The organism is Mesorhizobium sp. ES1-1 (assembly GCF_020164785.1).
Taxonomy (GTDB): domain Bacteria; phylum Pseudomonadota; class Alphaproteobacteria; order Rhizobiales; family Rhizobiaceae; genus Mesorhizobium.
This window is the reverse complement of the sequence record NZ_JAIUGX010000008.1, coordinates 293,281-307,128: the sequence shown is the minus strand read 5'-3', so window position 1 is coordinate 307,128 and position 13,848 is coordinate 293,281. Positions and strand designations below refer to the sequence as shown.

The 13,848-nt window shown below is 63.1% G+C and carries 11 protein-coding genes; 3 read left to right on the top strand and 8 right to left on the bottom strand.

Annotated elements, in window-relative coordinates; all coding sequences use genetic code 11:
* Positions 1–282: 282 nt before the first annotated feature.
* The 7 genes from LB513_RS16290 to LB513_RS16260 all read right to left on the bottom strand — a co-directional run bounded on the left by LB513_RS16290 (position 283) and on the right by LB513_RS16260 (position 9,065).
* Entirely contained in the window at positions 283–1,269 is a 987-nt protein-coding gene (locus LB513_RS16290) for a lipid A biosynthesis lauroyl acyltransferase (protein WP_224664511.1), read from the bottom strand.
* A gap of 12 nt (positions 1,270–1,281) precedes the next feature.
* Positions 1,282–2,310, bottom strand: coding sequence for a zinc-binding dehydrogenase (locus LB513_RS16285; protein ID WP_224664510.1), 1,029 nt, complete (start codon positions 2,308–2,310; stop codon positions 1,282–1,284).
* Between the two features lie 36 nt (positions 2,311–2,346).
* Entirely contained in the window at positions 2,347–3,624 is a 1,278-nt protein-coding gene (locus tag LB513_RS16280) for a beta-ketoacyl-ACP synthase (protein WP_224664509.1), read from the bottom strand.
* A gap of 47 nt (positions 3,625–3,671) precedes the next feature.
* Positions 3,672–4,862: a beta-ketoacyl-ACP synthase gene (locus tag LB513_RS16275; RefSeq protein ID WP_224664508.1), complete on the bottom strand. Its 1,191-nt coding sequence runs from the start codon at positions 4,860–4,862 to the stop codon at positions 3,672–3,674.
* Between the two features lie 56 nt (positions 4,863–4,918).
* Complete coding sequence (locus LB513_RS16270; RefSeq protein ID WP_224664507.1) at positions 4,919–5,200, bottom strand: acyl carrier protein; 282 nt, start codon at positions 5,198–5,200, stop codon at positions 4,919–4,921.
* 197 nt (positions 5,201–5,397) lie between these two features.
* The gene (locus LB513_RS16265) at positions 5,398–5,946 is read right to left on the bottom strand and encodes a histidine phosphatase family protein (protein WP_224664506.1); all 549 of its coding nucleotides are present in this window, start codon (positions 5,944–5,946) and stop codon (positions 5,398–5,400) included.
* A 98-nt stretch (positions 5,947–6,044) separates the two neighbouring features.
* Positions 6,045–9,065, bottom strand: coding sequence for a caspase domain-containing protein (locus LB513_RS16260; RefSeq protein ID WP_224664505.1), 3,021 nt, complete (start codon positions 9,063–9,065; stop codon positions 6,045–6,047).
* 142 nt (positions 9,066–9,207) lie between these two features.
* On the opposite strand from LB513_RS16260, the gene LB513_RS16255 reads away from it, so the two are divergent.
* The 3 genes from LB513_RS16255 (at position 9,208) to LB513_RS16245 (ending at position 12,903) form a co-directional block, all read left to right on the top strand.
* Entirely contained in the window at positions 9,208–10,155 is a 948-nt protein-coding gene (locus LB513_RS16255; RefSeq protein ID WP_224664504.1) for an AEC family transporter, read from the top strand.
* Positions 10,156–10,331: 176 nt separating this feature from the next.
* Entirely contained in the window at positions 10,332–11,789 is a 1,458-nt protein-coding gene (locus LB513_RS16250) for an NAD-dependent succinate-semialdehyde dehydrogenase (RefSeq protein ID WP_224664503.1), read from the top strand.
* 91 nt (positions 11,790–11,880) lie between these two features.
* Positions 11,881–12,903, top strand: a complete 1,023-nt coding sequence (locus LB513_RS16245; protein ID WP_224664502.1) for an aldose epimerase family protein — start codon at positions 11,881–11,883, stop codon at positions 12,901–12,903.
* Here LB513_RS16245 and LB513_RS16240 read toward each other — a convergent pair.
* Positions 12,900–13,832: a sugar kinase gene (locus LB513_RS16240; protein WP_224664501.1), complete on the bottom strand. Its 933-nt coding sequence runs from the start codon at positions 13,830–13,832 to the stop codon at positions 12,900–12,902. The two genes, LB513_RS16245 and LB513_RS16240, sit on opposite strands and share 4 nt — an antisense overlap.
* Positions 13,833–13,848 lie beyond the last annotated feature (16 nt).

The following is a 13,848-nucleotide window of genomic DNA, read 5'->3' as shown; positions in this document are numbered from 1 at the left end:
ATCCAGCCAGCATCTTGAATCACAAACAAGCCTCGATGGGAATCCTACGATTCTCCCAAAACAGGAAACGCTCTAGCGGCTGAAACTGTCCGCTTTTTCAGGCGCGACACGCTTTCCGCGACTGCCCACTGGAGCGCGCCTGTCTGCAGGCTGGATCCAGCAGGTGCGTCTGGTGCGGCAGGCAGCACGTCAGTGGGCTCTGCGGCGCAACGCAGCGAACGTCTGCATCGCAATGGGATGCATTTCACGCTGGCTGCCAGCACGGCATCTAGGCCGCCACTATCAGTCAACAGCAACCGGCGTTTTTGTCCGCCGACGGTTGTTTGGCCGCCAGCGGCTGATCTCCCATCTCTTGTGGAACCACATCCACTGCCCCGGGTCTTCACGAACCCAGCGCTCGACCACGTCGTTGAGAAGCTGGGTGGTTGCACGCACGTCGATGCTGCCGTCGGCCGTGCGCGGCAAGGTCAGCTTGTCCTCGATCTCGAGTCGGAAACGGTTATTCGGGAGCCTGATGCAACGCGCCGGGTAGACGTCGCACTCATAGTGACGGGCGAGGGTTCCCAGCACCCGGTTGCTCTGGCAAGGACGGCCAAAGAATGTCGTGTCCAGTCCGTTCGAAAATTTCTGGTCGACAAGGATGCCGATGTTGCCGCCATTCTCCAGTACGCCGGCGAGGGCGAATGAGGCGCCGGCCATCGATGGCAGCAATGAGCCCATGGTCGAGCGGCGCGTCGAAAGTATGTAGTCGGCAAGGTAGGGATTATTCGGCGGGCGAAACAGCGCCGTGATGTTCATGCCGAAGGTCGCCGCCGCCACCGGCAGCAGTTCGAAATTGCCGAGATGGCCGGTGAAGACGATGTGCGGCCGTTGTTCGCTCGCGATCTCGAGGAAGTGCTCTTCCCCCTTGACCTCTACCCGGCCGGACCTTGAGGCTGCGGGGTCATAGTCGAACAGGACGTCGAGAAAGACGTATTCGGCGGCTAGACGGGCCATGTTGCCCCACATGTCGGAGGCGATGGCCTGAATCTCGCTTTCGCTCTTTTCCGGGTAGGCCTTGCGCAGATTGTCCACAGCGACCTGATGGCGACCCGCCCATGGGCCGACACGGCGCGCGACGCGATCGACGAAATTCAGCGCACTGTCAGCCGGCAGCAGGCGCAACAGCGAGATGATCAGCATTGCCGCGCGCGCGACAAGCCAGTAGTTCAGCTGGCGCAGCTGTCTGCCATAGCGAAACCGGAGGTCCCGGCGGACTTTCTTCAACACCGAGGTCAATCTCTAGCCGACCCGGAGGATGATCTTGCCAAAGACGTCGCGGCCTTCCATGCGCTTCAGCGCGGCATCGATGTCGTCGAAGCCGACTTCGGTGTCGATAACAGGCGCGACCTGTCCCGCCGACATTTTCTGCATGGCGTTGGCCATGTTCTCCATGCGGCAGCCGAAGGAGCCGAGGAGCTTCAATTGCTGCTGGAAAAGCTGCATCAGGTTGATCTGCGTCGACACGCCCGAGGTCGAACCGCAGGTCACCAGGCGCCCGCCGCGTTTGAGGCACAACATGGAGCCGGCAAACGTGTCGGCGCCGACATGTTCGAACACGACGTCGACGCCCTTTTTCCTGGTCAACTTGCGCACGACGCCTTCGAAACGGTCGTCGCGATAGTTGATGACGTGGTCGGCGCCCAGCGCCTTGGCCTTGTCGATCTTGTCGTTGGAGCCGACCGTGGTGATGATCGTGCAGCCCATACGCTTCGCCAGCTGGATGGCAGCCGAGCCGATGCCCGATCCGCCGGCATGGACAAGGATGGTCTCGCCGGGCTGAAGCTTGGCGTTGTCGAACAGCATGTGCTCAACCGTGCCGAAGGTGACGGGCGCGACGGCGGCGCCGATATCGGTCACGCCGGGCGGCGCAGGGACCAGCAGGCGTGCCGGCAGGTTGATCTTTTCCTGCGCAAAGCCGTCGAGGTGGAAGCCATGGACGCCAGACACATGTTCGCACAGATTGTCGCGGCCTTCGCGGCAGGCCCTGCAAAGGCCGCAGGTGCGGGCTCCGTAAATGGACACCAACTGTCCGGGCATAATGCCGGAGACGCCAGGTCCGACCGTTTCGACTTCGCCGGAAGCCTCCGCTCCGACGACCAATGGCAGCTTGCGCTTGGCGAACGCCATGCCGCGCCAGCCCCAGACGTCGATGTGGTTCAGGGCCACCGCCTTGATGCGCAGTGTGACCTCGCCGAGTGCGGGCGGCGGCGGCGGCGGCAAGTCCACCGTTTCAAGACGGCGGTCCTCTATGAGTTGCAGTGCGCGCATGGGGCCTGTCGGTTCTATCTTGCGATAGGGGGTCGCTTAGACCGGTTCCCGCGCCATGACAAGGCAAGTGTTCTGGCCGCCAAAGCCGAACGAGTTCGACAGAACGCTGCGGACCTCGGCGTTGCGCTTCTTGTTCGGCACCACGTCGAGCACGATGGCCGGATCGGGATTGTCGTAGTTGATGGTCGGGGGAATGACGCTTTCGCGCATGGTCATCAGCGAAAAAGCCGCCTCGACCGCGCCCGCCGCCGAAAGCGTGTGGCCGATCATCGACTTGTTCGAGGAGACCGGCATCGAGCCGATCCGCTCGCCGAACACGGTCGACAGCGCCAGATGCTCCATCTTGTCGTTCTCCGGTGTCGACGTGCCGTGCGCATTGACATAGTCGATCTCGTGCTCGCCCAGCCCAGCGTCGGCAAGGGCGGCGCGCACGGCGGCGATGGCCGGCGAAGCGTCCGGCTTCGAGCGGGTGCGATGGAAGTCGTCGGCCTTCTCGCCGCAACCGCCCAGGATGCCAAGGATCGTTGCACCGCGAGCCAATGCGGCTTCAAGCGATTCCAACACCAGCGCGCCCGACCCCTCGGCAAGCACAAAGCCGTCACGATCCCTGGAGAAGGGCTTGGATGCCTTTTCTGGAATGTCGTTGTGGGTGGAGAGCGCTGAGAGCAGCGAGAACCGGATCAGCGCCTCGGCGGTGGCCGAGCCGTCGGCCCCGATCGACAGCGCACGGTCGCATTCGCCGCGCCGTATCGCTTCGACGCCGAGTTGGATCGCCGTGGCGCCGGAAGCACAAGCCGTCGACAGCGTGATCGGCAGGCCGCGTGTGCCGAGCCGATCGGCAAGTCTGTCGGCTATTGCACCGAACTGCGTGGTCTCGAACATGTCGAGCTCTTTCAGGCCGCGTGCGACCCGCAGCATTCTCTCGGCAGCGCTGTCGTCACCGTCCTTGTCTGAATTGTAGAGCGAAAAGCGCTCGCTCCAGTCTAGCTCGACCGGCGGTGAGGCGAGAAAGAGCGGTCCGCCGAAATCGCCGGACTCAAGACCCGCTTCTGCCACTGCTTCAAGGCCGGCGAGTTCAGCCAGTTCGTAGGTGAGGGCGCTGGCGCCTTTGGAACTCGACGCCAGGAAATCGACCATCCCGGAGATACGGGTATTCAACTGGTCGATCGGAAAGCGAGTGATCGGGTGGATGCCCGACTTGCCGGAGGTCAAGGCCGCCCAATTGTCTTTCTTGCCGACGCCGAGGGATGTCACGACGCCGATGCCGGTGACAGCGACGACGGGCCTGCCCATATGATCATTCAGATTGGCCATTAAGGAGCCCTCGACCGTTTATCGTTGCGGCATCAAGACTGGCCGCTTTATGCGGCGTTGACCAGCGCCATGCCCTCGAATTGGTGATAGCCGATGGCCGTTGCAAGGACGGTTTCCGGCTTGCCGTCGAAAGGCTTCTCGGCTGCGGCATCAAAAACAGGATATGCAGCCTTGCGTTGGACGGCGAGAGCGGCAAGCGCCACGGCAAAGGGAAATTGTGCTTCCTTGAGATGGCCGGTCAGCGTCGAGAAGCCGCGCGCGGAGATCGAGGGGTTGGCGTCGAGCGCCGCCTTCTCGGCCTTGGTCGCCGCATGGGCGCCCGATGCGCCGGACAGGGCAAGCAGCGGGCCGTGAGGCAAGGCGGCCTGCTTGAGCAAATCGGCGATGCCGGCGTCGAGTTTGCCACGCCGGCGCCTGGCGCGGCCGGAAATGATTGGCCCAAGCTCGGCGTAGATCTTGCGGCCCCGGCTCATCGCCTGTTCGCGTTGCTCCAGCACGAGAAAGGCGCCGCCGGAACCTGTCACCACGCCGCCGCCCTCGGCGCCCTGTCTTTGCCAGACGGGCTTCCACGGGCCACGATGCAGGTAGCCGGCCAATTCATAGCCAAGCAGCATGTCGGAATGTTCGGTCTGGAAGGCGCCGCCGACCAATATGTGGGTCGATTGGCCGGAGCGGATGCGCGCAGCGGCCGTCTCGACAGCCGCCACGCCGGCGCCTTCCTCACCCATGAATGTCCTGGAGGAGCCCGTGACCTTGTGGACGATGGAGATGTTGCCGGCGAGCAGATTGGAAAGTTGGGCCAGGAACAGCGTCGGCCGCAATTCGGTGGTCAGCTTCTCGTTGAGCAGCACGTCGCGGTCGTTGCGGTTTTCCGAAGCAGCCAGAATGGCGGCATCAACCGTTTCGTCGCGCTCGCCGCCACCTGCGGCGACAACCATGTCCATGCTCGCGCAGAGCTGGTCATTGCCCTTGATGCCGGCGTCGTCCAGGGCGAGACCCGCGGCATAGGTGCCGAGCCTCTGCCATGTCTCCATCTGGCGCTGGTCGCCGCGCTTGGGGATCTGCAGGTTCCAGTCGATTTCGCGCAGTGGGTGTACAGTGTAGGGCGTGAACCGCGCGGTTTCCAGCACAGGTGTCGCGCCCGGCTGGATGAGCTTTTGCCAATGGGCATCGGGGCCTTCCCCCAGCGAGGAGACAAGGCCGATGCCTGTGATGACGACGTCGTGCGGGCTGCTCATGGGCGGCTTTGTGGGTCAGGCGGCAAAGCGCGTCAAGACCGCGCGCTTAACTGGCCTCAGACGTTCTTGGCGGCCACCAGCGCGTCGATCTTTGCGCACAGGTTCTTCATGACGAAATAGTCGTCGGTCGAAGCCTTGCCGTCATTGACTTCCTGGGTCCACTTTTCCAGCGGCACCTTGATGCCGAATTCCTTGTCGATGGCAAAAACGATGTCGAGGAAATCGAGGCTGTCGATGCCGAGGTCGTCGATCGTGTGGCTCTCGGGAGTGATGGTGTCGATATCGATCTCGCTGGTATCGGCAATGATCTTGGCGACTTTGTCGAACGTGGTGGACAAGGGCTTTTCCTTCGGTTGCGGGTGAATCTGTCCGCATGTCTTTGGGCGCTGTCTAATCGGTTTTTTCCGGCAGGAAAAGGCCTGTCACGCCGGAGATGAATTGGGAGAGACCTTCTGAAACATAAGAATGGACGGGGAGGCCGCGACTTCAGCCGCCGACTTGGAGTCGGCTTCCGCCCACGGCATCCGGTCGCCCGTCAAAAAGTGACGCGACCAAGCACGCGCAGTGTGTCGCCCCGCGGCTCGACGACGACGGCCTCGCCTTCGCGCGGCGAAATGCCGGTCAGCGCCAAGATGTCTTCAAGATGGGTGACCATGACCAGATTGTCGGAACCGGAATAGGCGCGGATCTCATTCAGGATCGCAGCGATCTGCGCCGCCTTCTGGCTGTCATCGCCTTTCAGGAGGTCGAGCGGTTCGAAAGGCTCCGGCTCGGTCTCGAAGGCGATGCGGGCGGTGTCGAGACAGCGGCAATACCGACTGGACAGCAAGCGCTCGACGGGAGCGGCGCGAGCCGCAAACAAGGCGCCGATCTTGCTTGCCTGCTGCTTGCCGCGCGCCGACAGGTTTACCTGGGAAGCACAGTTGTCGATGTTGAAATTAGCCGGGTCGGTGGTGCCGGTGACCATGGCATGGCGAAGTAGGACGACATGCCCGCCGTCACGCAGCAACGCCCAGCCTGCATCCGTCGCCTGCGCCGCGGCGGGGACGGCGAGCAGAAGCAGCGCCAGCACAAATCGAATCATCAGCTATCCCTCTTCGGGTCCCGGCAACGGGATCCGGTGACAGGACATATAGGGGATGGCAAGGCCAGCCGAAAGACAAGGCGCTGCCGGCGGGCGCCTCACTTCTTCGCCAGCTGCTGCTTCACGAGATCGATCTTCTGGTCGGTAAGTGGGATGGGAATGGTATAGCCGGCTTCGGTAAAGCCCCGCTTGGCATTCTCGAAGAACTCGATGGCCTTGAGATAGTGGGGCTTGCCGCCGCCATAGCTGGCGCGGTTCCAGTGGATGTCGCCAAGATTATTTTGTTCGAACGCCCACTGTAGGGGTTGGCTTTCGCGCGTGAACACCTTCAGCGTGGCCGTGAAAGCCGCCTCGGCTTGGTCAAGATATTTGTCGGTCCGTTCGATCGTGCCGAGATTGAGCAGGCTCATGCCGATGCCGTTCTGGGCGTTGGCCCAGTCGACGGGGGCCGCCTCGATGGTCAGCACTTCGAGTGCCGCCCTGCGTGCGGCGATCGAATCCTGCAGGGCCTTGCGATCGCCATTGCTCATGCTCAGCCAGTGCAACGTCGAGCCAAGGGCGGCCTGGGTCAGAGCCCATTGCCGTAGATTTGTCTCGCGCTTGTATTCGCGCAATGCATTGCGGTAGGCGTCTTCAGCCTCTTTGTAATGTTCGGGCTTGCCCGCCACGCCGCCCAGCAACTGCAGCGTATTGCCGAGATTGTAGTAGCTCATGGCCCAGTCCTGCGGGAACTTCCGCCTGACATAGACTTGGCGGGCTGCCTGGAAGGCTGCGGCCGACTGGTCGAGCTTGGCTGCGTCACGGGTGCGCTGGCCGATCGTCTGGTAGATGGAGCCTAGATTGTTCTGCGCCGAGGCCCACTCCAGGGGGAAGCGCTTCCGGGTGAACACCGTCAGCGCGTCATCATAGGCGATGGCCGCTTCTTCGAGGGTGCTCGTGCCCATATCGAAGCGGGCGGCGCCGCTCAGCGCGTTGCCGAGGTTGAGGCGGCTGGTAGCCCAGGACACAGGAAACGTCTCGCGGGTTCGAACCTCCAGCGCGGCGCGGAACGCGTCGGCCGCCTCATCGATCCTGGCCTTGTCGTTGAGCTGGATGCCCAGTGTCACCAGCGTGTTGCCGAGATTGTTCTCGACCATCGCCCATTCCACCGGAGTTTTGGCGCGGGTGTATTCCTGGAGCGCCAGGCGGTAGGCCGCCTCGGCTTGCTTCAGGTGCTCTCCGACTGGATCGCGCTCGCCGAGCGCATAGAGCGCAAGGCCGAGGTTGTTCTGCGACGACGCCCAGTCCAGCGGCACCTTGTCGCGCGGACGTTTGGCAAGAGTGGCGCGCATCGCCGCCACCGCTTTATTCAGGTGCTTGGGGTCGCTCTCGCGCTGACCGATCTTTAGCAGGACATTGCCGAGGTTGTTCTGCGCAGCGGCCCAGTTGCGATCGTCTTTCTCTCGCTCGAAGACGACAAGCGAATCGCGAAAGATCTGTGCCGCCTCTTCGAGATGCGCGGTTTCGGTCTCGCGCTCGCCAATGTTCTGCAACACCACTGCCATGTTGTTGCGAGTGATGGCCCAGTCGCGGTTCTGTTCGCCGTTGGGAAGGAAGTTCAGGATAACCCGGTAGGCCTCGATCGACTGCTGCAGGGCATCGAGATTGCCGCTGGCGTAGCCGTAAGCGTTGAGCGCCTCGGCTTGCTGGTTCTTGTAGTTCCAGCGCAGTTTGTCGTCCCATTTCTCGACCAGCGAGAAGGCCTTGGCGTAGTCGTCGGCGGCGGATTTGTAATCGAAGATCAACGCCGTGGCGTCACCGCGTTTGGCATAGATAGCGGCGTCGGCGATGCGCTTCTGCTTAACCAGTTCCTCGGCCTGGTCGACGGCATCGCTGTTGCGCTCCACCCTGCCGACCGCGTCATCGAGGAATTTGCGCGCCGTCACCATCGCACCCTGACCGATGGCCTTGTCGGCTGAAGCGATGAGCCGGGTGATTTCCGGGTCGTTGGTGCTCAGCGCATTGCGTTCGGCCATCATCCTCTTCAGCCGTCCGGCCTGGGCGCCGAGCACCTTTTGCAGATCTGTCGGATCTTCAGGGATCTTTTCGGTTCCGAGCGCCCTCAGTACGCCATAGAGCGCGTCCAGCGGCACGCTCTCCTGCAAGGAGGCCAGTTCCACCTGGGCACGCTTGGCGTCGGGAAGGTCGGAAATGGTCAGCAGCAGCTGCCGCCTTTCACCGGTGATCAGCCCATCGTCGCCTGTCGGCTCCGGCGGCGCCACACCGAAATAGAGCAGGCGGCGCAGGCTTTCGTTGACCCACGGACGTTGCCTGGCCTTTGTGTCTAGATAGACCTCTTCGGTCACCATGCGCATGACCGAACCGAACTCCGTGCCTTTCATCGCCGCCAGATGGCGCAGCAGCGCGGCGGCATAGGGGCTGTTCTTGCCAGCGGCACCGTCAAGCGCCGGACGGCCCGGTTCGGCGGCGAAGCCGATCACCGTGCCGAGGTTCTCGTCGGCAGCCGGCGTGTTGCCGATAGCCTTGGCGCCGCGCACCGGCTCCAGCCCGCCGGCGCCGATGGGCGAGGCGGATGCCGTGGGGGCGCGCCGTACCACGGCGTCAGCCGGAAACGGATTGGTGCGGCAGGCATCCAGCAGCATGATGGTCACCGGCACGGTCTTCTTCAACTCGTCCATCACCGCGGCAATTGGCACCAGGGCCGTGCCGGCGTCCTTCAGCGACGACATGTCGGCATCGACCGGAACGAGATAATCCTCGCCGCCGGCCTCGATGCCGTGGCCCGAATAGTAGAGAAATGCGACATCGGCGCCTTCGGCGTCCTCGGCGAATCGCTCGAGGTCGCGCTTCAGCTTTGCGGCGTCGCGGTCGGTGACGTTACGGGCATCGAAGCCGAGGTCCGTCAGCATCTTGGCCATGTCGCGGGCGTCGTTTGCCGGATTGGGCAGGGTGGCGATGTGCTCATATTGGGACTGGCCGATGATCAGCGCCACGCCCTTCAGGCTTTTCGTTTCCGCGCCGGCAAGCGTCGTCGCCAAAAGGCAGAGCAGCATCGCGGCGCAAGCCGCCTGCGCCGCGTGCCGGAGAAAGCTGCGTTTCGCAATTTCGACAAATGCCATTTGCCGGTCGTGTCCGCCCGATGAACCAAACCCTCTATAGCGCTGCCAGCCGAGGATGATCAAATTTGGGCACGATCAGTTTCGAGCACCATGAAATCCGGGTGCGATTGCGCCGCGCGCGCGGCTCGCCTATCCCTGGAAAATGTCCCCGCTTACCGAAACCGTCCTGTTCGTTTTCAGCGTTGTCGCGCTCGGCTATCTCGCTGGGTGGACCGGCTACCTTAAGCCGGCAAGCGGCGACGGCATATCCGATTTCGCTGTGTCCGTCGCAGTGCCGCTGCTCTTGTTCCAGACGATGGTGAAGTCGGATTTCCACGGCGTTGCGCCCTGGCGGTTATGGATTGCTTATTTCGCGGCTGTGGCCATCACCTGGACTGTCGGCCATCTCGTCACGACGCGGTTATTCGGCCGCGACGCGCGCGCCGGCGTGGTCGGCGGGGTGTCGTCGGCCTTCTCCAACACCGTGCTGCTCGGCGCCCCATTCATTCTCGGTATATTCGGCCAGAGCGGCTTCGAAGTCCTGTCTCTGTTGGTTTCCGTGCATCTGCCGATCATGATGATGGCGTCGATCGTGCTGTTCGAGATGTTCGGCCGCGACGGCGAAACGGTGCATCCGCTGCGCGTCCTGCGCAGTTTCTCGCGGCGGCTTTTCCTCAACCCGCTTATCATCGGCATTCTGCTGGGCTTGGCATGGCGGACGAGCGGCGTGCCGCTGCCGAACCTCGCGACGCGTCTGGTCGATGCGCTGGCCGGCACCGCCGGCCCGGTGGCCCTGTTCGCCATGGGGCTTAGTCTGCGCCGCTTCGGCATTTCCGGCAATGTCCGGCCGGCCCTGGCGCTGTCGGTGCTGAAGCTCTTCCTGATGCCGGCTCTGGCGCTTGCCTTCGTCTGGCTGCTCGACCTGCCGCCCCTGACGGCCAAGGTCGCGGTCGTGGTGGCGGCGCTGCCGTCCGGCATCAATTCCTATCTGATCGCGATGCAGTTCAACACGGGCCAGGCGCTGGCGACGAATCAGATGACCATCGCCACGGCCAGTGCCGTGGTCACCACGGCTTTCTGGCTGAGCGTGGTTGTTCACGTCTACGGGTAGTTCAGGTCTGCTGGTTTGGAGCTGGCCTAAAGCCTATATGCCATCTTGCAATTGATTGCGTGGCTTGCCCTAGGTAAAGAGCACTGGCTCCAGTGGCCCGGCCTCGATATTATCGGGCACGCTCATCGAATAAAATCCAGAACCGGCCCGTCAGCGCGCCGAGCGGAGGCTAGACCATGCTTCAAAAAACCAGCCATTTCATGCGGCAGGCCAATCTCATCAATGGTGAATGGGTGCAAGCCGACAGCGGCGTGACGGTTGACGTCAACAACCCTGCCACGGGGCTGAAGATCGGCACCGTGCCGAAATCGGGCAAGGCCGAGACGCGCCGCGCCATCGAAGCCGCCGACGCGGCATTCAAGACCTGGCGCAAGACCACCGCGCTGGAACGATCGAAGCTGCTGCGCAAGCTGCATGACGCCATCATGGACAATCAGGACGTGCTGGCCGAACTGTTGACGATCGAGCAGGGCAAGTCGCTGTTCGAATCGAAGGGTGAGATCGGTTCTGCCGCCGCCTACATCCTGTGGTTCGCCGAGGAAGGCCGCCGCACCTATGGCGACGTCGTGCCGTCACCGTGGGCGGACCGCCGCATCCTGGTGACCAAGGAGCCGGTCGGCGTCATCGCGGCCATCACGCCGTGGAACTTCCCGTCCTCGATGCTGGCCCGCAAGCTCGGCCCGGCTCTGGCCGCCGGCTGCACCGCCGTGGTCAAGCCGGCCTCGCAGACGCCATATTCGGGTCTCGCCTGGGGCGCGCTGGCCGAGGAAGTCGGTTTCCCCAAGGGTGTCATCAACATCCTCACCGGCGCGGCCGGCGAAATAGGCGACGAGATCTGCGCCAACCCGCTGGTCAAGAAGATCACCTTCACCGGTTCGACCGAGGTCGGCAAGATCCTGATCCAGAAATCATCCGTTACCGTCAAGAAGGTGTCGATGGAACTCGGCGGCAACGCGCCCTTCATCGTCTTCGACGACGCCGACATTGAACGCGCGGTTGCTGGCGCCATCACCGCCAAGTATCGCAATTCCGGCCAGACTTGCGTTTGCACCAATCGCTTCCTTGTCCAGGCCGGCGTCTATGACAAATTCGTCGAAAAGCTGGCTGCGGCCAGCAACGGGCTCAAGGTCGGCTCAGGTCTCGAAGACGGCGTGCAACAGGGGCCGCTGATCGACGAGAAGGCTGTCGAGAAGGTCGAGGAGCTGATCGCCGACGCCACCGGCAAGGGCGGCAAAATCGTCGCCGGCGGCAAGCGCCATGCGCTGGGCGGGTCGTACTTCCAGCCGACGGTCATCGCCGACGCGACACCCAATATGCGCTTCATGAAGGAAGAGATCTTCGGCCCGGTGGCGCCCGTGTTCAAGTTCGAGACAGAGGAAGAGGCTATCGCGCTCGCCAACGACACCGAATTCGGGCTCGCCTGCTATTTCTACACCGGCGATCTCGGCCGCGCCTTCCGCGTCATGGAAGGGCTGAAATACGGCATGGTGGGCGTCAATGAAGGCCTCATCACCACGCCGGAAGCTCCGTTCGGCGGCGTCAAGGAATCCGGACTTGGCAAGGAAGGCGGACACCAGGGAATCGAGGATTATCTCGATACCAAATATGTCTGCATCGGCGGCCTCGGCCTCTGATAGGCTGTTGCCGTAGCGAGCAGGCCTGGAGCCTGCTCGCACGATATGCGACAAGCAGCCGAATTCCTCTGGTCAACTGACGTTTGCGGGCATGGCGATGAAGGATGGCGAGGTTTTCGGTACAACGCAGGCGGGCGAGGCCGTGCGTCGTTTCGTGATCCGGGGTGGCGGAATCACCGCCAACATCATCGGGCTTGGCGCGATCATTCAGGATTTGCGCCTGACCGGGCACGATGCGCCGCTGGTGCTGGGCTACGACGGGCTCGAGGCCTACGAGAAAAACGACACCTTCTTCGGTGCGGTGGTCGGCCGTTACGCCAATCGCATTCACGACGGCAGCTTCACCATCGCCGGCAACCGCTACCAGACCGAGAAGAACTTTATTGGCAAGCATACGCTGCACGGCGGTTCGCAAGGATATTCGCACAAGCCATGGACGGTGGCGCTGCATGGCCGGGATTTCGTCACGCTGACGCTGCACGATCCCGACGGCTCGATGGGCTTTCCCGGGGCGCTCGACGTTACCTGCACCTACCGGCTGAAGATTCCCGGCACGCTCAGCGTCGAGCTGACGGCGACATGCGAGGAGCCGACGCTGTGCAATCTTAGCCAGCATTCCTATTTCAACCTGGATGATGGCGGCGTTACAGACATTCTCGATCACAGGATGATGCTGAACGCCGGCGCCTATCTGCCCGTCGACAGCGAGATGATACCGACCGGGGTGGTGCAGCCGGTCGACGGTACGCCATACGATTTCCGCCAGGCGCGGCCGCTGCGCATGGAGGCGGAGGGCGAACAACTGCCCTATGACCAGAATTTCTGTCTCGCCGCGACGCGGGGGCCTCTGCGGCAGGCTGCATGGGTGCAGGGGGCAAGCTCCGGTGTCGAGATGGAAGTCTGGACGACCGAGCCCGGTATCCAGCTCTATACCGGCCAATACGTGACGCCCCGTACCGGCCTGGCGGGGCGGACCTACAAGGCTTTTTCCGGCTTCTGCCTGGAGCCTCAGGTGTGGCCGGATGCTCCGAACCGGCCGTATTTCCCGCAGGCGACATTGTGGCCCGGCGCGATCTATCACCACCTGACCGAATATCGCTTCCGGCTGCCCTAATTTGACGGCTGATTGTCGAACGCTGCCCGCAATGTCTCGAACGGCGCCAGGGCGCCGCGCACTTGGACGACAGCGGCGGCGACGCGATGCGCGCGCAAGGTGGACTCGACCGCAGCATGGCCGGCGAGGCGTGCGGCCAGATACGCGCCATTGAAGGAATCGCCGGCGCCGGTCGTATCGACAGGCGCCGCGACATGGATCGCTGGGACTTCGCGCACAGTTCCATCCTCGAAGATGAGCGCCGGCTGCTCGCCATTCTTGACGACGATCTCGCCGACCGTTTGACGCAACCGGTCAATCGTTGCTCTCGGCGCGTCGTCGCCGAAGAGCATCTGTTCGTCGGGGAAAGTGGGCAATACGATGTCGGTCACCGCGAGCGCGTCGACGATCGCCGCTTGCGCCGCCTCGCGTCCCGTCCAGAGCCTGGGCCGATAGTTGGGATCGAAGGCCACAAGCGAGCCCGCCGCCCGAGCCTTCGAAACGGCCGCCAGCAGCGTCTGGCGCGCGGCATTGTCCAGAATTGCCAAGGTGATTCCGCTGAAGTAGACAAGTGCCTGATTTTCAAGGCTTTTCGACAACGCGGCGGGGTCGGAAGCGAGCTGCCGCGCGGCAGCATCCGCGCGCCAATAGGTGAAGGACCGTTCGGCGCCGTTCAGCGTGATGGCGTAAAGGCCGGGCCGCGCACCTGGAATGACAGGGCTGGAGCCTATGCCTATGCCGTTTTCGGCGAGAAAGCTGATCTGGCCTCGCGAGAACGGGTCGTCGCCGAAGGCGGAGACATAGGTTGCCGGCCGGTCGCTGCTCAAGGCATGCAGCGCCCACAGCATGTTGAACGTGTCGCCGGCAAACCCCATACGCCAGTCCGGGCCCGTCTGGCCCGATAGTTCGAGCATGCATTCCCCGACCGAAGCGACGCCGCTTCCCGCCATTCGCTGTCCTCCAATA

Coding starts and splice junctions, on each gene's coding strand:
- LB513_RS16285 (WP_224664510.1), bottom strand. CDS start 2,310: ATGCGCGCACTGCAACTCATAGAGGACCGCCGTCTTGAAACGGTGGAC.
- LB513_RS16280 (WP_224664509.1), bottom strand. CDS start 3,624: ATGGCCAATCTGAATGATCATATGGGCAGGCCCGTCGTCGCTGTCACC.
- LB513_RS16275 (WP_224664508.1), bottom strand. CDS start 4,862: ATGAGCAGCCCGCACGACGTCGTCATCACAGGCATCGGCCTTGTCTCC.
- LB513_RS16265 (WP_224664506.1), bottom strand. CDS start 5,946: ATGATTCGATTTGTGCTGGCGCTGCTTCTGCTCGCCGTCCCCGCCGCG.
- LB513_RS16260 (WP_224664505.1), bottom strand. CDS start 9,065: ATGGCATTTGTCGAAATTGCGAAACGCAGCTTTCTCCGGCACGCGGCG.
- LB513_RS16255 (WP_224664504.1), top strand. CDS start 9,208: ATGTCCCCGCTTACCGAAACCGTCCTGTTCGTTTTCAGCGTTGTCGCG.
- LB513_RS16250 (WP_224664503.1), top strand. CDS start 10,332: ATGCTTCAAAAAACCAGCCATTTCATGCGGCAGGCCAATCTCATCAAT.
- LB513_RS16245 (WP_224664502.1), top strand. CDS start 11,881: ATGGCGATGAAGGATGGCGAGGTTTTCGGTACAACGCAGGCGGGCGAG.
- LB513_RS16240 (WP_224664501.1), bottom strand. CDS start 13,832: ATGGCGGGAAGCGGCGTCGCTTCGGTCGGGGAATGCATGCTCGAACTA.